We start from the raw sequence: 18,162 nt of genomic DNA on the forward strand, positions 1-18,162 counted from the left end.
ACCCTCTTTTTTCATTCGCATGAATTTCACTCACAGGATTTACTGACATGGCCTCGATCCAGACCAGCCTCGACACCCTCCTGACCGCCGACGGCGCCCTGTGCGCTGCCGTGGTCGATTCCGCCAGCGGCATGATGCTGGGCGCCGCCGGCTCCGGCGTGGACCTCGAAGTGGCCGCCGCCGGCAACACCGAAGTGATGCGCGCCAAGCTCAAGACGATGCGCGCGCTGGGCCTGAGCGACACCATCGAAGACATCCTGATCACGCTGGGCAAGCAGTACCACCTGCTGCGTCCGATGGCGCAGAAGGAAGGCGTGTTCATCTACTTCGTGCTCGACAAGGCGAAGTCGAACCTGGCGCTGGCCCGCCGCAAGCTGCAGGACGTCGAGAAGGACATCACCTTCTAACCAGATAGAAGGTGCACCGCCCTCGGGTGGATGGACGGGCCGGCTCCCTCGCGGGAGGCGGCCCTTTTCTTTTTCAAGGGGCGGCTACTTCGCCAGGTGCCCCAGCGGCAGCGCGCTGTTGGCCTTCACCTCGCCCAGCGAGAAGCTGGTGTGCAGGTCTTTCACGTTCGGCAGGTTCATGAGGTTCTGCCGCGCGAAGGCCGAGAAGCCGTTCAGGTCCTGCGCCACCACCTGCAGCTCGAAGGTGCCGGTGCCGCTGATGTAGTGGCAGGCCACCACCTCGGGCATCTTGCGGATCGCGTCTTCGAGCTTGCGCGTGGCTTCGTGGGTGACGCGCTCGGTGTCCACGCGCACGAAGGCGAGCACGCCCAGCCCGATCTTGTGGCGGTCGATCTCGGCGCGGTAGCCCTTGATGAAGCCGGCATCTTCCAGCGCCCGCACGCGGCGCCAGCAAGGCGCCGCCGACAGGCCCACGCGCTGCGCCAACTCGGCGTTCGTGAGGCGGCCATCGGTCTGCAGTTCTTGCAGGATAGCGAGGTCGAACTTGTCAATGCTTTCCATAGGGGTGGATGTTAAGCAAGATTCTTTCTGAAAGTCGTTTTTTCGAAGCAAAAAACGCAAACACCTGTCGCGGACCCCGGCATACACTTTGCGTCACCATGGGCTTGCGCCCTACCGGGCACAGACCCACCGCCAATTCAGCCAGGCCCACAAAGCCCTGCCACACGGAGACAGACCACATGAACGCCCCGCTGCCCGAGCACATTCGCCGCGCGCTAGAAACCGTCACGCTCGACGACAAATACAGCCTCGACTACGGGCGCGCCTTCATGAGCGGGGTCCAGGCCCTGGTCAAGCTGCCGATGCTGCAGCGCCTGCGCGACAAGCAGGTCGGCAAGAACACCGCCGGCTTCATCAGCGGCTACCGCGGCTCCCCGCTCGGCGGCTACGACCAGGCGCTGTGGAAAGCCAGCAAGTTCCTCAAGGAACAGAACATCGTCTTCCAGCCCGGCGTGAACGAAGAGCTTGCGGCCACGGCGCTGTGGGGCACGCAGCAACTGGGCTTCTCGCCGCAGGGCACCAACAAGTTCGACGGCGTCTTCGGCATCTGGTACGGCAAGGGCCCGGGCGTGGACCGCTGCTCCGACGTCTTCAAGCACGCCAACATGGCCGGCACCACCGCCTGGGGCGGCGTGATCGCGGTGGCCGGCGACGACCACATCTCCAAGAGCTCGACCGCAGCACACCAGAGCGACCACATCTTCAAGGCCTGCGGCACGCCGGTGTTCTTCCCGGCCAACGTGCAGGAAATCCTCGACCTCGGCATCCACGCTTTCGCGCTGAGCCGCTTCTCGGGCGTGTGGTCGGGCATGAAGACGATCCAGGAGATCGTCGAGTCGAGCGCCACGGCCATGATCGACCCCGAGCGCGTCGACATCGTCATCCCCACCGACTTCGAGATGCCGCCCGGCGGCCTGCACATCCGCTGGCCCGACCATGCGCTGGAGCAGGAAGCCCGGCTCATGCACTACAAGTGGTACGCCGCGCTGGCCTACATCCGCGCCAACCGCCTGAACCACAACGTCATCGAAGGCCCGAACGACCGCTTCGGCATCATGGCCAGCGGCAAGGCCTACAACGACACCCGCCAGGCGCTCATCGACCTGGGCCTGGACGACGAGGCCTGCCGCCAGCTGGGCATCCGCCTGCACAAGGTGGGCGTGGTGTGGCCGCTGGAGGCGCAGCTCACGCGCGAATTCGCCACCGGCCTGCAGGAAATCCTGGTGGTCGAGGAGAAGCGCCAGGTCATCGAGTACCAGCTGAAGGAAGAGCTCTACAACTGGCGCTCCGACGTGCGCCCCAACGTGGTCGGCAAGTTCGACGAAGGCGCCAGCTCCACGGACGACGGCTACTCCGGCGGCGAATGGTCGATGCCCAACCCGACCTCGCACACGCTGCTGCGCGCCAACGCCGACCTGAACCCGGCCCTCATCGCCAAGGCCATCGCCGGGCGCCTGAAGAAGACGGGCCTGCTGGCCGCCGCGGGCGCCGACATGGCCGCGCGCATCGACGCGCAACTGGCCATCCTCGAGGCCAAGGAGCGCGCGATGGTGGTGCAGCAGGCCTCCACCAGCGTGGCCGACGCCACGCGCCAGCCCTGGTTCTGCTCGGGCTGCCCGCACAACACCAGCACCGTCGTGCCCGAAGGCTCGCGCGCGATGGGCGGCATCGGCTGCCACTTCATGGCGACCTGGATGGACCGCTCCACCATCGGCTTCACGCAGATGGGCGGCGAGGGCGTGCCATGGGTCGGCCAGCAGCCCTTCACGACCGACCAGCACATCTTCGCCAACCTGGGCGACGGCACGTACTTCCACAGCGGCCTGCTCGCCATCCGCCAGAGCATCGCGGCGGGCGTGAACATCACCTACAAGATCCTCTACAACGACGCGGTCGCCATGACCGGCGGCCAGCAGGTCGGCGAGCGCCCCGAGGGCCACTCGGTGCTGCAGATTGCCGAGAGCCTGCACGCCGAAGGTGCCAAGAAGGTCGTGATCGTCACCGACGAGCCCGAGAAGTACGAGGGCGTGAGCATTCCGGGCGACCACGTGCAGGTGAAGCACCGCGACCTGCTCGACGACATCCAGCGCGAGTTCCGCGCCATGGCCGGCACCACGGCCATCATCTACGACCAGACCTGCGCGACCGAGAAGCGCCGCCGCCGCAAGCGCGGCACGGCCGTCGATCCGGCCAAGCGCGTGGTCATCAACGAGCTGGTCTGCGAAGGCTGCGGCGACTGCAGCGTGCAGAGCAACTGCCTCTCGGTGGAGCCGCTGGAAACCGAATTCGGCCGCAAGCGCACCATCAACCAGAGCAGCTGCAACAAGGACATGAGCTGCCTGAAGGGCTTCTGCCCGAGCTTCGTCACCGTCGAAGGCGGCCAGCTCAAGAAAAAGGGCAAGAACAAGGCGGCCACGCCGGCCGAGTTCGGCCTGCTGGCCGAGCCCGCCATTCCGTCGCTCGCGGGCGGCAAGGTCTGGGGCGTGGTGGTCGCCGGCGTCGGTGGCACCGGCGTGATCACCATCGGCCAGCTGCTGGGCATGGCCGCGCACATTGAGGCCAAGGGCATCGTCACGCAGGACGCGGCGGGCCTGGCGCAAAAGGGCGGCGCCACCTGGAGCCACGTGCTCATCGGCGACACGCAGGACGACATCCGCACCACCCGCGTGGGCACCGCGGCGGCCGACCTGATCCTGGCCTGCGACCCGCTGGTCACGATCAACGCCGAGACCATGGCGCGCATGCGCGAAGGGCGCACGCACGTGGCGCTCAACAGCCACAGCGCGCCCACGGCCGCCTTCGTGCGCAACGCCAACTGGCAGAACCCCGAAGACGCCTGCGCCGCTGAAATTGCGCGCGCCGTGGGCATCGACGGCCTGGGCGCCTTCGACGCCGATGCCGCCGCCACCGCGCTGATGGGCGACACCATCTACGTCAACCCGATGATCCTGGGCTACGCCTGGCAAAAGGGCTGGGTGCCGCTGGCGCACGAGTCGCTGATGCGCGCCATCGAGCTGAACGCCGTGGCCGTCGAGAACAACAAGACCGCCTTCGAGTGGGGCCGCCAGGCCGCCGTGCGCCCGGACGAGCTGCAAAAGCGCGTGCGCCCGGGCCAGGTCATCGAGTTCAAGAAGCGCGAGACGGTCGAGGCCCTGGTGGCGCGCCGCGCAGAGTTCCTGACCGGCTACCAGAACGCCGCCTACGCCGAGGAATACAAGGCCTTCGTCGGCCGCGTGCAGCAGGTCGAGTCGGCCGTCGGCAAGAGCACGGGCCTGGCCGAAACGGTGGCGCGCTACCTGTTCAAGCTCATGGCCTACAAGGACGAGTACGAAGTCGCCCGCCTGCACACCGACCGCAGCTTCCTCGATCGTGTCGAGGGCATGTTCGAAGGCGACTACAAGCTCAACTACCACCTGGCGCCGCCGCTGCTGGCCAAGAAGAACACCAAGGGCCAGCTGCAGAAGCAGAAGTTCGGCCCCTGGATGCTCACGGGCTTCCGCTTCCTGGCGAAGCTCAAGGGCCTGCGCGGCACGGCGCTCGACGTCTTCGGCCGCACCGAGGAACGCAAGACCGAGCGCGCCCTCATCGGCGAGTACCGCGCCAGCATCGAGGAAGTGCTCAAGGGCCTGCGCGCCGACAACCACGCGCTGGCGCTGGAGATCGCGAGCCTGCCCGAGCAGATCCGCGGCTACGGCCACGTCAAGGAGCGCAACCTCGCGGCGGCCCGCACCCGCTGGACCGAGCTGATGGGCAAGTGGCGCAACCCCCAGGCGCAGCGCGCAGTGGCCTGATCCGACAGGCACGTTTCCCCTGACAAAGAGCGCCCCTGCGGCGCTCTTTGCTATTTAAACGATAGCTGAAAGCCCTCGGGGGTGCGCCGGATAAGGGCGCGAAACGGCCATCCGCGCCGAATACAATGCCCGACTGCGCGCGGCCTCCCCCGCCGAGCCTCTGACTTGCGGCCCGCATCCCTCGTGGGCGCGGAACCGCGGGCCCGGCCCGCGCATCTGAAGTCTTTTTCTTCTCTCTTCCCTCTGCTGGAGACTCTCTTGTTCATTTCCTCTGCTTTCGCTCAAACCGCGCCCGCAGCCGCCGGTGGTGGCGACATGTTGTCTTCGCTGGGCAGCATGCTGCCGCTGGTGCTGATGTTCGTGGTGCTGTATTTCGTCATGATCCGCCCGCAAATGAAGCGCCAGAAAGAGGCCCGCGCCATGATCGAAGCCCTGGCCAAGGGTGACGAAGTCGCCACGGCCGGCGGTGTGCTCGGCAAGATCACCTCGCTGAACGACCAGTACCTCGGCCTGGAAATCGCCAACGGCGTCGAGATCAAGATCCAGCGCAGCGCGGTGGTCCAGGTGCTGCCCAAGGGCGCCGTCAAGCAATAAAAGCGTGAGCTGAACCTTGCGCTTCAGGGCGCAGGGCCCCAAGTCACGCCGTGTTCCATTTCTGAAACGCTTGTGAAAAGCGCCTTCTCATGAACCGTTACCCGGTCTGGAAGTACACGATCATCGTGATCGTGCTGCTCGTGGGGCTCATCTACGCCCTGCCCAATTTCTTCGGCGAGGCACCCGCGGTGCAGGTGTCCGCGGCCAAGACGACCGTCAAGGTCGATGCCGCCACCCAGACCCGGGTCGAGGAGGCGCTGAAGGCGGCCGGCCTGACGCCCGACCTGGTGACGCTGGACGCCGGCTCGCTGCGCGCCCGCTTCACCACCACCGACGACCAGCTCAAGGCGCGCGACGTCGTGCAGCGCGCCCTGGTGCCCGACGCCAGCGACCCGCCCTACACGGTGGCGCTGAACCTGCTGTCGCGTTCGCCCAAGTGGCTCACGTCGCTGCATGCGTTCCCGATGTACCTGGGCCTGGACCTGCGCGGCGGCGTCGACTTCCTGCTGCAGGTCGACATGAAGGGCGCCATCGACAAGAAGGCCGAATCGTTCGCGAGCGACCTGCGCACCACCTTCCGCGACAAGAGCATCCGCGGCACCCAGGTCAGCCGCAACGGCCAGACCGTCGAGGTGACCTTCCGCGACGCGGCCTCGCTGGAGACCGCCAAGCGCCTGATCGTGGACCAGTTCCCCGACCTCAGCACCACAGACACGCAAGACGGCACCAACTGGCGCCTGACCGCCACCATCAAGCCCGAGGCGGCCCGCCGCCTGCAGGACGCCGCGCTCAAGCAGAACATCACGACCCTGCACAACCGGATCAACGAACTCGGCGTGGCCGAGCCGGTGATCCAGCAGCAGGGCCTGGACCGCATCGTCGTGCAGCTGCCCGGCGTGCAGGACACGGCCAAGGCCAAGGAAATCCTGGGCCGCACCGCCACGCTCGAAATGCGCATGGTCGACGAAAGCGCCGAAGGCCGCGCGGCCGAACTGAGCGGCGCGCCCGTGCCCTTCGGCTCCGAGAAATTCCTCGACCGCGGTGGCCGCCCGGTGATCGTGAAGAAGCAGGTGCTCGTCACCGGCGAGAACCTCACCGACGCCCAGCCCGGCTTCGACCAGCAGAGCAACCAGCCCAAGGTCGACCTGACCATGGACGCCAAGGGCGGTCGCATCATGCGCGACGTCAGCCGCGAGAACTACAAGAAGCGCATGGCCATGCTGATCTTCGAGAAGGGCAAGGGCGAAGTGCTCACGGCCCCGTCGATCAACGGCGAGCTGGGCAACCGCTTCCAGGTCTCGGGCTCGATGACGGTGGCCGAAGCCAGCGACCTGGCCCTGCTGCTGCGCGCCGGCTCGCTGGCCGCGCCCATGGAGATCATCCAGGAGCGCACGATCGGCCCGACGCTCGGTGCCGACAACATCGAAAAAGGCTTCAAGAGCGTGATGTACGGCTTCCTGGCCATCATGGTCTTCATGTGTGCCTACTACGCGCTGTTCGGCCTGTTCTCGTCGATCGCGCTGGCCGTGAACCTGATGCTGCTGGTCGCCATTCTGTCGATGCTGCAGGCCACGCTCACGCTGCCCGGCATCGCGGCCATGGCGCTGGCCATCGGCGTGGCCATCGACTCCAACGTGCTGATCAACGAGCGCGTGCGCGAAGAGCTGCGCAACGGCGCCTCGCCGCAGGCCGCCATCCACGCGGGCTACGACCGCGCCTGGGGCACGATTCTCGACTCCAACGTGACCACGCTGATCGCGGGCATCGCGCTGTTGGCCTTCGGCTCGGGCCCGGTGCGCGGCTTCGCGGTGGTGCACTGCATCGGCATCGTCACCTCGATGTTCTCCGCCGTGTTCTTCTCGCGCGGCCTCGTGAACTTCTGGTACGGCCAGAAGAAGAAGCTCAAGTCTGTGTCGATCGGCACCGTCTGGCGGCCCAAGACCGACGGCACGGCCGTGGTCGACACCAAGTAACGGCCGAGGACCATCGCCATGGAATTCTTCCGCATCCACAAGACCATCCCGTTCATGCGCCATGCCCTGGTGCTGAACATCATTTCCTTCGCAACCTTTGCGCTGGCGCTGTTCTTCCTGTTCCACCGCGGGCTGCACCTGTCGGTGGAGTTCACCGGCGGCACGGTGATGGAAGTGGCCTACGAGCAATCGGCCGACATCGGCAAGGTGCGCGAGGCCGTCACCAAGCTCGGCTATCCCGAAGTGCAGGTGCAGAACTACGGCACCTCGCGCGACGTGCAGATCCGCCTGCCCACCCAGAAGGGCATGAGCTCCGACCAGCAGAGCGCGCAGGTCATGCAGGCGCTGAAGTCGGTCGACCCGTCGGCCACGCAGCGCGGCATCGAGGTCGTCGGACCGCAGGTCGGCGACGAGCTGACCTCCAACGGCATCAAGGCGCTGGCCATGGTGGTGATCGGCATCATGATCTACCTGGCGTTCCGCTTCGAGTGGAAGTTCGCGCTGTCCACCGTGCTGGCCAACCTGCACGACGTGGTGATCATCCTGGGCTTCTTCGCCTTCTTCCAGTGGGAGTTCTCGCTGGCGGTGCTGGCGGCGGTGCTGGCGGTGCTGGGCTACTCGGTGAACGAGTCGGTCGTGATCTTCGACCGCGTGCGCGAGAACTTCCGGCGTTACCGCAAGATGACGACCACCGAAGTCATCGACAACGCGATCACCTCGACCATCAGCCGCACGATCATCACCCACGGTTCCACGCAGCTCGTGGTGCTGTCGATGTTCTTCTTCGGCGGTCCGACGCTGCACTACTTCGCGCTGGCGCTGACCATCGGCATCTGCTTCGGCATCTACTCGTCGTGCTTCGTGGCGGCCGCGATCGCCATGTGGCTGGGCGTGAAGCGCGAGGACCTGATCAAGGGCCCGCCGGTCAAGCGCGACGGCGACTCGGGCGGCGACGACCCGAACGCCGGCGCCGTCGTCTGAGGGATACTTCGGCGCCAGCTTCGCGTCACCCGCACTTGTGCGGTGGCGCATCCCGATGCAAGCTCGGGGCTGTCGCCGATGAACCGTTCTCTCCGGCCTTTCCGATCCATCAATGAGCACTGCGCGGTCCGCTTCTTCCCTGCAGCTCGCACGCGAGGCGCGTGAGCGTTTCGTGGCGGCCACGGAAGGTGCGATCGCTCCGCTGGCCCAGGCCATCCGCGACCGGCTGACCGCGGTGGCCTCCGATGTCGGCAGCGCGCGCACCATGCAGGAAAGCCGCGACGACCTCGTGGCGTTCCAGGGCCATGCCTCGCAGTGGGTGTCGCTGGCGCAGACCGGCTGGCGCAAGGCGCTGGGCACGGGCCCGGTGGGCGGCACCTCGTCGGCCCCCGCGGCACTGCGGCTGGAACTCATCGGCGACGAGGTGGTCGAGAGCAACATCCTCGCCTCGCGCCTGGCACAGACCATCCACGACAAGGCCAGCTTCGAACTCAGCGACCTGCGCCTGCGCATCCAGCACCTCGAAGGCACGAACGAGCTCGACGCCCGGGACGTGCTCAAGCCCGAGACCCTGGCCAAGCTGCTGGTGGAACAGTGGCTGGCCGCCGGCCTGAGCCGCGAGGCCTGGGGCCGCGTGCAAGGCACGGCGCAGCAGGCACTGGCGGACGTGGTCGTGAAGGCCTACGAAAGCGCCAACGCCTTCCTGATCGCGCAGGGCGTGATGCCCGAAATCGACCTCAAGAGCTTCGTGCGCCGCACGGGCGATTCGGGCGGCGGCCCGTCGTCCATGGGCATGCCGGTGTCGTCGAGCATGCCGATGGGGCAGGGCTCGCCGGCAGGTGCGGCCGTGCCGCACGGCCAGCAGCCATCGCAGCCGCAGCGTCCGGGCTTCGCTTTCCAGGCCTCGCATGCGGCGTCCGTGCCGTCGTCGGGGCCGGCCTCCAGCTCGATGATGGGCAGCTCGCCGCTCGCCTTCGCGCGGCAGCGCGCGCAGACCGCGCTGCTGAGCCTCAAGCGCTTTGTCGCCGCGCGCATCGGCGGCGAGGCCGGCGTCTCGCAACCGGGCGGGGGCACGACCGGCACCGGTGGCGGCGTGGCCGCGCCCCGCGTGTTTTCACGCACCTTTGCCGGCGCCATCGCCGATGCCGAGGTTGCCTACCGCATGGCGGCCACGCAGTACATCGACGGCGGCGGCGAGCAGGCCACGCTGATCCAGCAGACCGCCGTCGACCTGCGCCGGCGCACCGCCGAGCTCAAGAAGCGCGCGCCCACCACGGCCGACAAGGCCACGGTCGAGATCGTGGCGCTGATGTTCCAGGCCATCCTCGCGGAAGAGCGCATCCCGTTCTCCGCCCGCGTGTGGTTCGCGCGGCTTCAGATGCCCGTGCTGCGCGTGGCCATCGCCGAGCCCGAGTTCTTCGGCACCTTGCAGCACCCCGCGCGCATGCTGATCGACCGCATGGGCTCCTGCGTGATGGGCTTCGACGCCGCTGCCATCACCGGCAGCGCGCTCGAGAACGAGATCAAGCGCGTGGTGCAGGTGATCGAGCAGTACCCCGAGACCGGCCAGCGCGTGTTCAAGCTGGTGTTCGACGAGTTCGTCGCTTTCCTCAGCCGCTACCTCACGCAGAGCGACGCCACGCAGCGCGTCATGAGCGTGGCGCAGCAGGTCGAACAGAAGGAGACGATGGCGATCCAGTACACCATCGAGTTGCGCAAGATGCTCAACGACATGCCGGTGCGCGACGAGATCCGCGAGTTCCTGTTCAAGGTCTGGGCCGAGGTGCTGGCCATCGCCGCGCTGCGCTACGGCGCGCAGGGCGAGCACACCGTGATGCTCAAGCGGGTGGCCTCCGAGCTGGTCTGGGCCGCCAGCGCCAAGCCCAACCGCGCCGACCGCGCCCGCGTGATTCAAGACCTGCCGCAGCTGCTGCAGCGACTGCGCCAGGGCATGGACCTGCTGGGCATCGTCGGCGAGCCGCAGGAAGGCCACATCAAGACCATCGGCGCCACGCTCACCGACGCCTTCATGTCGAAGACCGAGGCCATTCCCCAGGCCAAGATCGAGGCCATGGCCGAGCGGCTGGCGCACCTGGAAGACTTCGTGACCGACGACGGCAGCGCCTCCAGCCTGCCGCTGGACGCGCAGAGCATCGAGCTGCTGCTCGGCGTGGACGCGACCGCGATCGAGGTCATTTCCGACACCGCCGGCGTCAAGGTGGCCGAGGACATGCTCGCGTGGACCCACGAGCTGCAGGTCGGCAACTGGTTCATGCTGGACCACAACGACCGCGTCACGCAGGTCCAGTTCGTCTGGCGCAGCGACCGCAAGCAGCTGCACCTGTTCGCCTCGGCCGACGGCCGCAGCTTCCTCATCCAGGCCGGACGGCTGGCGATGTACCTGCAGGCCGGCCTGCTGGTGCCGGCCGAGGAAGAAACGCTCACCGCGCGCGCCACGCGAGAGGCGCTGGCGAAGCTTGACGCGAATCCCGAGCGACTGCTGAACTAGTCAGCCGCGCGGCTGCTCTCGTCTGTGGGGAAGTGCGCGCAGCTCGGAGGCGAGCTCAGTGTGCCGTACGGCCTTCGCGGCTCTCGCAAAGCTCGTCGAGCACGAGTGCGTCGGGCTCGATGCCCGTGCTCCAGTGCACCATCAGCACGATGATCTTGAGTTCGTCCAATGCCACCGGGTCGCCCGGCGCGGCCATCGCGCGCTCGACGACGATCTCGCGCAGGCCGCAGGGCAGCACGTTCGACAGTTCGAGAAAGCGGATGAAGCCGAGGCACTCGGCGCCGAGGTGTTCCTGTTCCGACGGCGAGTACACGCGCATCGACTGGCTCGACTGCGGCAGCGCCGCATCGGGCGCGCCGCCCAGCGTGACGCGGGCAGTGGTGATGGCGTTGTCGTCATCGCCTTCACTGGCCTGGTGTTCAAACTGCAGGCCTTGCGTGGCAAGGCTCAGGCCGTCGAGCCACTGCAGGGCGTCGCGTATTTCGTCCGCCTCGAAACCGTGCGCACTGAGCTTGCGGCCCAGCTGTTCGGGTTCGGGGCAGGCATCGCCGCGCCAGTAGTTTTCATACACAAACACGAGCACTTCGAACATGGGCCCAATATAGCCCAGGAAACCGTTGCTCGCCCCCAGTCTTCGCGCACTTCGTGTCGCTGCGCCAACCCCCTACCGGGGGCAACACCAGCGGCCCGGCAAAGCCGGTTCCGCGGTGTTTCACGAAAAAGCGGGCGCGGACCGGGCGTCAGCCGACGGCTGCTCTTTGAAACAGGCCGCCGGGCAAACGCGAGACATGCCCGTCGAGTTCAAGCTCGAGCATCTTCGCCTGCAGCTGGGCCGCACTCCAGCCGGTGCGTGCGCTCAACGCATCGAGGCTCACCGGGTCGAAGCCAAGGGCATCGAGCAGTGGGTGTTCCGGGGCCGGCGAAGGCGTGTCGCTGGCAACCGTGCGAGCGGCTGGCGCCAGCGGCGGCAGCTCTTCGAGGATGTCGTTCACCGACTCGACCAGCTTCGCACCCTGCCGGATCAGCGCATGGCAGCCACGCGATTGCGGCGAGTGGATCGAGCCCGGGATCGCGAACACTTCCTTGCCCTGCTCCGAGGTGAGCCGTGCGGTGATGAGCGAGCCCGACGCCAGTGCGGCCTCGACCACCAGCGTGCCGCGCGCCAGGCCCGCGATGAGGCGGTTGCGCTTGGGAAAGTTCTGCGTGAGCGGCGGCGTGCCCAGCGGCAGCTCGCTCACGATCAGCCCCTGCAGCGTGATGCGGTGCGCCAGGTCGCGGTGGCGCGCGGGGTAGACGCGGTCCAGGCCGGTGCCGACCACGGCCACCGTGGCGAGCACCGGTGCGTCGCCGGCCGCGTCGAGCGCGCCCAGATGCGCCGCCCCATCGATGCCGAGCGCCAGGCCCGAGACCACAGGCAGCCCCGCTTCGCCCAGCGCCCGCGCAAAGGCGCGCGCATGGCTGGCGCCCTGCGGCGTCGGGTTGCGGCTGCCGACCACGGCGAGGCTGCGGCCGAGTTGCGTGAGGTCGAAGGCGGCGGCGCCGAGCACGTAGAGCATCAGCGGCGGGTCGACCATCTCGAGCAGCGAACCCGGGTAGCCGGCATCGCCGAGCGTCACCACGCGGCGCGTGATGGCGCCGCCGGTGGGGTCGTCCGCGGGGTGCAGCCATTGCCAGGTCTGGTCGACCTGCGCCTGCAGGCCGGAGGGCGGCTGCTTGAGCGCGGCGGCCTGGGCGGTGCTGACGACTTCGCACAGCGTCGCCTCCGGCTGCGCGAAGATCGCGTCGGGCAGCCCGAAGGCCGCGAGCAGGCGGCGTGCGGCGCCGTCGCCGACGCCTGGGGTCAGTGAAAGTCGCAGCCAGCCTGCGAGTTCTGCGCGTTCCAAACGAGTGTGCGAGAAAGAAGCCTCAGGCGCGTGTCAGGGATTGACGAGGAAGTCGCCGGCGCGGGGAGTGTCGTTGATTTCGAGCACCAGTGCGTACGAGACTTTCTCGAACGTGCGGAACACCATCAACAGGCCGATGCGCTCGTTCGGCAGCTTGATGGTTTCCTTGCGCGCACCGGTGCGGTCGAGGATGGTCTCGCCGTTCTTCAAAATGGCCAGCACGTGGCCGTTGTCGACGCCGTCGCGCGTGCCCTTGTTGATGGCCACGACCTGGTTCTGCGCCGCGTACTGCACGGCGTTGCCGTAGACCGACACGATGCGGCCGTCCACCTGGGTGGAGGGCGCGCGCGGCGCGTAGCTCAGCAGCTGGCGCGGCGGCTCGGGCAGCAGGCGGTCGCCGGCGCGCATTTCCTCGCGCGACGCAATGATGTCGATGCTGGCCGGCACGACCGTGATGACGTCCTTGTCGCCGGTCGTCTCGATGGTGGTCGATTCGCCGCGTTGCAGCTGCGCCTTGCCCAGGTACTGCGCCTCGTAGCCGAGGATTTCCCCGGTGCCGGGGTCTTTCAGCGGCGTGGCGCTGCGGAAGATGCGGTAGTGCTGCACCGGGCCCGGCTTCTCGACCAGCGGCGACTCGGCGTTGCCGCGTGCATAGGCGCGGTCGCCGCGCGACAGCAGCACGCGGCTGTCGTTGCCGGCCACGATGCGCGGCGCGGCGTCGAGCGTGTTGGCGTCGACCACGATGGGTTCGCTGAGGAAGGGCTCGATCAGGCTCGGGTTGAGCGTGGGCAGGGCCATGCCGGCGAGCGAGTCGAAGCGCGTGCGCGGCGACAGCTTGATGGTGCCGCCGTCGCCGCCGCCCACGCTGCGGCGGGTGGTCAGGCGCGCGCGGCCGCCGCTCTTGTCCAGGTACAGCACCTGCCCCGGGTAGATGCGGTGCGGGTCCTGGATCTCGTTGATGTTCATGCCCCACAGCTCCGGCCAGCGCCAGGGGCGCAGCAGGTACAGGCGCGAGATGGCCCAGAGCGTGTCGCCGGGCTTGACGGTGTACTCGTCGGGCGCCTTCGGCGACAGCTCGCTCAGTGGCACGCCGGCCTGGGCGGTCTGCTGGGCGGTGGCGCGCTGCTGGGGCGTGACGGGGTAGGTCGTCTGCGCCCAGGCCGCCGTGGCGCCGCAACTGCCGGCCACTGCCAGGGCGGCCGTCCAGAAGGCAAAGAAGGTCGGGCGCTGGTGTTCGGTGGAGCTGGGCTGTGTCATGTCTGGATGGGTGAGCGCACGAAGTATCGTGGCGCATACGAATCTCACAATTTGCTACGAATTCTGCGCCCGAAGCCCTTGCAAGGGCAACGTTTTCGCGCCAATGCGCCGCGACGCGTCGCGGAATTGGCGAAAATAGCCACAACTTCCCCCCGATTTCATGGCCAAACGAATCATTCTGAGTTACCCCGACAAGCGCCTGCACACGGTGGCCAAGCCGGTGCAGGGCGTGGACGCGCGCATCAAGACGCTGGTCGCCGACATGCTGGAAACCATGTACGACGCGAGCGGCATCGGCCTGGCCGCGACCCAGATCGACGTGCACGAGCGCGTGGTCGTGATCGACGTCTCCGAAGAGCGCAACGAGCCGATCGTGCTCATCAACCCGGAAATCACCTGGGCCAGCGACGAAAAGGTGCTGAATGAAGAGGGCTGCCTCTCGGTGCCCGGCATCTACGACGGCGTGATGCGCTCCACCTCGGTCAAGGTCCAGGCGCTCGACGCCGACGGCAACACCCACACCATCGAGGCCGAGGGCCTGCTGGCCGTGTGCATCCAGCACGAGCTCGACCATCTCATGGGCAAGGTGTTCGTCGAATACCTGTCGCCGCTCAAGCGCAACCGCATCAAGAGCAAGCTCCTCAAGCAGCAGCGCGAGGACATGAAAGAAGCAAGGGCATGAGCCACCGGGCTGCGTGGTCCTCGCTGGCCGCCGCCGGACTGTTGTTCCTGGCGGGTTGCGTCAGCGAACCCACGCGCATCCAGCCCGGCACCTCCGCCGCCGAAACCCTGCAGCGCCTGGGCGCGCCCACCGGCCGCTACCCGCTCAACGGCGGCGGCGAGCGCCTGCAGTATTCGCGCATGCCGGCCGGCTTCGAGGTGGTCGACATCGACCTCGACGCGTCCGGCAAGGTCGTCTCGGTGACCCAGGTGCTCACCGAGGCGCGCTTCGGCCACGACATCCAGGTCGACCGCTGGCGCCAGAACGAGGTGCTGGCCTTCTACGGCAAGCCCTACGAAATCAGCCGCGTCAGCTCCTTCGACGGCACCGTCTGGACCTGGCGCTACAAGGCCATCAACGAGCGTCGCATGCTCTATATCTACATCGACCCCACCGGCGTGGTGCGCCGGTACCACACGGGGGATGACCTCGAATTCGAACGGATCCGGGATTGAGCGCGTTGAAAGTCGTTTTTGCGGGCACGCCCGAGTTCGCGCGCGTCGCCCTGGAGGCCATCGCCGCCGCCGGCCATGACATCGTCGGCGTGATGAGCCAGCCCGACCGGCCCGCCGGCCGTGGCATGAAGCTGCAGGCGTCGCCCGTCAAGCAGTGCGCCGTGGCCCACAACTGGCCCGTCGCCCAGCCGCGCAGCCTGCGGCTGGACGGCAAGTACCCCGACGAGGCCACGGCCGCGCGCGACACACTGCTGGCGTGGCAGCCCGACGTGATGGTGGTCGCAGCCTACGGGCTGATCCTGCCGCAGTGGGTGCTCGACCTGCCGGCGCACGGCTGCCTCAACATCCACGCCAGCCTGCTGCCGCGCTGGCGCGGCGCCGCGCCGATCCACCGCGCCATCGAGGCCGGCGACGCACAGACCGGCATCACGATCATGCAGATGGACGCCGGCCTGGACACCGGCGACATGCTGCTGCGCGAGGCGCTCGACATCGCCCCCGACGAGAACACCGCCCGCCTGCACGACCGGCTGGCCGCGCTCGGCGGCCGCATGGTGGTCGAGGCGCTGGCGCAGATCGGGCAACTCACCCGCACGCCGCAGCCCACCGAAGGCATCACCTACGCCCACAAGGTCGAGAAGCACGAAGCGCTGATCGACTGGACGCAGCCGGCCGCGGCCATCGTGCGCCGCGTGCTGGCCTTCGATCCGTTCCCCGGCGCCAACAGCCCGCTCGGCGGCGAGACCGTCAAGCTCTGGGCCGCGCACGTGGCGCCCGGCCCCGCAGGCGCCGCGCCCGGCACCATCGTCTCGGCCGACGCCACCGGCGTCGCCGTGGCGGCCGCCGATGAAACCGTGGTGCTCACCGAACTGCAACGCCCGGGCGGCAAGCGCCTGCCCGCGGCCGATTTCCTGCGCGGCTTCGACCTGAAGGCCGGCCAAGTCTTCGGCTGATGTTCCTCTCGCCCACGCTGCGCCGCCAGCCCGAGTTCCGCGCCGGCATGCGCGACATGGCCTCGGCCGCGCTCGGCATCGGCGCCTGGGGCCTGATGACCGGCGTGGCCATGGTCAAGTCGGACATGAGCGTGCTCGAGGCCGTGGCGATGACCCTGTTCGTCTACGCCGGCAGCTCGCAGCTGGCCGCCATCCCGCTGCTGGCCGCGGGCGCGCCGGCCTGGGTGATTTTGGCGACCGGCTTCTGCGTCAACCTGCGCTTCGTGGTGTTCAGCCTGCACCTGCGGCCCTACCTCATGCACATGCCGCGCTGGCGTCGCCTGCTGCACGGCTACCTGACGGCCGACCTGAGCTACGCGCTCTTCACGAAGCAGTACACGGCCCCGCCGACCACGCCCGCCGAGCGGCTGGCGCAAGAGGCCTACCTCACCGGCAACTACTTCGTGACCTGGTGCGCGTGGATGGGCATGAGCCTGCTGGGGATCGCGCTGGCCAACCTCATTCCGCAAACCTGGGGCCTGGGCTTTGCCGGCGTGCTGAGCCTGGTGGCCATCGTCTGCTCGATGGCGACGACGCGGCTGCGCGTGCTGGCCGCGCTCATCGCGGGCGCCACGGCGGTCGCGGCCTATGCGCTGCCGCTCAAGCTCAACATCGTGGTCGCGATCGGCGTGGCCGTGCTGCTGTGCTTCTGGCTCGAAAAGCAGTTCGGGCTCGACCCCGACGCGGAGGACGACAAGTGAGCGGCGGCGGCACCGACTGGTGGTCCCTGGCCGTGATCGCCGGCCTCGCCGGCGTCACCGTGCTCACGCGCTGCTTCTTCTTCATCCTCGACCGGCCCTGGGGCCTGCCCGAGTGGGCGCACCGCGCGCTGCACTACGCGCCGGCCGCCGCGCTGGCCGGCGTGATCGCGCCCGAGATCGTGATGACGCAGGGCCACCTGATCACCACCTTGCACGACGCCCGCCTCTACGCAGCGGTCGTCGGCGGTGCCTACTACTTCTGGCGGCGCGGCGTGCTCGGCACGATGCTGGCCGGCATGGCCGTCTACCTGCCCCTGCACCTCGGCCTGGGCTGGTGATCGGCTCAGACTAGTCGAGCTTCACGCCGGCGGTCTTGATGATGTTGCCCCAGCGCTCGCTTTCTGCGCGCGAGAGCTTGTAGAAGTCCTGCGGCGTGCCGGGCAGCGCCTCGAAACCGAACTCCGCAAACAGCTTCACCACCTTCGGTGCCTTCATCGCCTTGTGCAGCTCGGTGTTGATGCGCGCCACGGCCTCGGGCGGCATGCCGGCCGGGCCGATCAGGCCGTGGAAGGCGTAGGCGTTGACGTCGCTGAAGCCGGCCTCGACGAAGGTCGGCACCTCGGGCAATGCACTGGCGCGCTGCGGCAGCGCGATGGCCAGCACGCGCACCTTGCCCGACTTGATGATCGGCAGGCCCGAGGCCAGGTCGAGCATCATCGTCGGCACCTGGCCGCCCATCACGTCGGTCATGGCGGGCGCGGCGCCCTTGTACGGCACGTGGGTGATCGTGAGGCCCGCCTTCTGCTTGAACAGCTCCATCGCCATGTGGTGCGGCGAGCCGTTGCCGGGCGAGGCGTAGCTCACCTTGTCGGGGTTGGCCTTCACGTAGCGCACGAACTCGGCCACGTTCTTCGCGGGAAAGTCGGGGTGCACGACCAGCGCCACCGGGAAGCGCCCGATGGTGCCGATGTAGGTGAAGTCGGTCGCCGGCTTGTAGGGCAGCTTGGCGAACATGTGCTCGTTGAACAGCAGCGCCGCGTTCTCGGCCTGCATGATCGTGTAGCCGTCGGGCTTGGCCTGCATCATCACCGACACGCCGATGTTGGTCGACGCGCCGGGGCGGTTGTCGATGATCAACGGCTGGCCGAGCGACGGCTGCATGGCCTCGGCCAGCGAGCGCGCGAGGTTGTCGGTGCCGCCGCCGGCCACGTAGGGCACGATCCATTTCACGGGCTGGCTGGGGTAGGCCGCAGGCTGCGCCGATGCGAAGGATGCGGCGGCGAGCGCGAGGGTCGCGGCCAGCAGGGGAAGGAAGCGCTTCATCGTTTGTTGTCTCC

The 18,162-nt window shown here is 68.0% G+C and carries 16 protein-coding genes; 11 read left to right on the plus strand and 5 right to left on the minus strand.

The window, feature by feature from the left end; all coding sequences use genetic code 11:
* Positions 1-47 precede the first annotated feature (47 nt).
* Positions 48-407 (plus strand): hypothetical protein, encoded by a 360-nt coding sequence (locus tag AC07Y4_RS16420; RefSeq protein ID WP_062478225.1) that lies wholly within the window; start codon positions 48-50, stop codon positions 405-407.
* Between the two features lie 84 nt (positions 408-491).
* On the opposite strand, the gene AC07Y4_RS16425 is transcribed toward AC07Y4_RS16420, so the two are convergent.
* Positions 492-968, minus strand: a complete 477-nt coding sequence (locus AC07Y4_RS16425; RefSeq protein WP_062478228.1) for an Lrp/AsnC family transcriptional regulator — start codon at positions 966-968, stop codon at positions 492-494.
* Positions 969-1,147: 179 nt separating this feature from the next.
* On the opposite strand from AC07Y4_RS16425, the gene AC07Y4_RS16430 reads away from it, so the two are divergent.
* From AC07Y4_RS16430 to AC07Y4_RS16450, 5 genes are all read left to right on the plus strand, one after another.
* Positions 1,148-4,759, plus strand: a complete 3,612-nt coding sequence (locus AC07Y4_RS16430) for an indolepyruvate ferredoxin oxidoreductase family protein (protein WP_487847616.1) — start codon at positions 1,148-1,150, stop codon at positions 4,757-4,759.
* A 258-nt stretch (positions 4,760-5,017) separates the two neighbouring features.
* Entirely contained in the window at positions 5,018-5,353 is a 336-nt protein-coding gene (gene yajC / locus AC07Y4_RS16435) for a preprotein translocase subunit YajC (RefSeq protein WP_062478234.1), read from the plus strand.
* 89 nt (positions 5,354-5,442) lie between these two features.
* Complete coding sequence (gene secD, locus AC07Y4_RS16440; RefSeq protein ID WP_062478237.1) at positions 5,443-7,326, plus strand: protein translocase subunit SecD; 1,884 nt, start codon at positions 5,443-5,445, stop codon at positions 7,324-7,326.
* A gap of 18 nt (positions 7,327-7,344) precedes the next feature.
* Positions 7,345-8,307: a protein translocase subunit SecF gene (gene secF / locus AC07Y4_RS16445; protein WP_062478240.1), complete on the plus strand. Its 963-nt coding sequence runs from the start codon at positions 7,345-7,347 to the stop codon at positions 8,305-8,307.
* Positions 8,308-8,419: 112 nt separating this feature from the next.
* Positions 8,420-10,816: a DUF1631 family protein gene (locus AC07Y4_RS16450; RefSeq protein WP_487847615.1), complete on the plus strand. Its 2,397-nt coding sequence runs from the start codon at positions 8,420-8,422 to the stop codon at positions 10,814-10,816.
* Between the two features lie 55 nt (positions 10,817-10,871).
* Here AC07Y4_RS16450 and AC07Y4_RS16455 read toward each other — a convergent pair whose 3' ends face one another.
* From AC07Y4_RS16455 to AC07Y4_RS16465, 3 genes are all read right to left on the minus strand, one after another.
* A complete protein-coding gene (locus AC07Y4_RS16455) occupies positions 10,872-11,408 on the minus strand; it encodes a Smg family protein (RefSeq protein WP_139700756.1) in 537 nt (178 codons plus the stop codon).
* Between the two features lie 148 nt (positions 11,409-11,556).
* Positions 11,557-12,699, minus strand: a complete 1,143-nt coding sequence (gene dprA, locus AC07Y4_RS16460; RefSeq protein WP_487847614.1) for a DNA-processing protein DprA — start codon at positions 12,697-12,699, stop codon at positions 11,557-11,559.
* 33 nt (positions 12,700-12,732) lie between these two features.
* Positions 12,733-13,956, minus strand: a complete 1,224-nt coding sequence (locus AC07Y4_RS16465; RefSeq protein WP_487847613.1) for a LysM peptidoglycan-binding domain-containing protein — start codon at positions 13,954-13,956, stop codon at positions 12,733-12,735.
* A gap of 160 nt (positions 13,957-14,116) precedes the next feature.
* Here AC07Y4_RS16465 and def point away from each other — a divergent pair, with 160 nt between their 5' ends.
* Genes def through AC07Y4_RS16490 form a run of 5 tightly spaced genes read left to right on the plus strand, consistent with a single transcriptional unit; the run spans position 14,117 to position 17,163 of the window.
* Positions 14,117-14,638, plus strand: coding sequence for a peptide deformylase (def, locus tag AC07Y4_RS16470; RefSeq protein ID WP_159279204.1), 522 nt, complete (start codon positions 14,117-14,119; stop codon positions 14,636-14,638).
* Positions 14,635-15,132 carry a hypothetical protein gene (locus tag AC07Y4_RS16475; RefSeq protein WP_056577158.1) on the plus strand — a complete coding sequence of 166 codons (498 nt, stop codon included), beginning with the start codon at positions 14,635-14,637 and terminating at the stop codon, positions 15,130-15,132. Before def ends, AC07Y4_RS16475 begins: the two co-directional genes overlap by 4 nt.
* A complete protein-coding gene (gene fmt / locus AC07Y4_RS16480) occupies positions 15,129-16,085 on the plus strand; it encodes a methionyl-tRNA formyltransferase (protein ID WP_487847612.1) in 957 nt (318 codons plus the stop codon). The genes AC07Y4_RS16475 and fmt overlap by 4 nt, the downstream gene beginning before the upstream one ends.
* Positions 16,085-16,825 (plus strand): AzlC family ABC transporter permease, encoded by a 741-nt coding sequence (locus AC07Y4_RS16485; RefSeq protein ID WP_062478259.1) that lies wholly within the window; start codon positions 16,085-16,087, stop codon positions 16,823-16,825. Before fmt ends, AC07Y4_RS16485 begins: the two co-directional genes overlap by 1 nt.
* Positions 16,822-17,163 carry an AzlD domain-containing protein gene (locus AC07Y4_RS16490; protein WP_095747259.1) on the plus strand — a complete coding sequence of 114 codons (342 nt, stop codon included), beginning with the start codon at positions 16,822-16,824 and terminating at the stop codon, positions 17,161-17,163. The genes AC07Y4_RS16485 and AC07Y4_RS16490 overlap by 4 nt, the downstream gene beginning before the upstream one ends.
* Before the next feature lie 10 nt (positions 17,164-17,173).
* Here AC07Y4_RS16490 and AC07Y4_RS16495 read toward each other — a convergent pair whose 3' ends face one another.
* Complete coding sequence (locus AC07Y4_RS16495; protein ID WP_095950494.1) at positions 17,174-18,148, minus strand: Bug family tripartite tricarboxylate transporter substrate binding protein; 975 nt, start codon at positions 18,146-18,148, stop codon at positions 17,174-17,176.
* Positions 18,149-18,162: the final 14 nt, after the last annotated feature.

Source organism: Variovorax sp. GW460-12-1-14-LB1 (genome assembly GCF_059423605.1).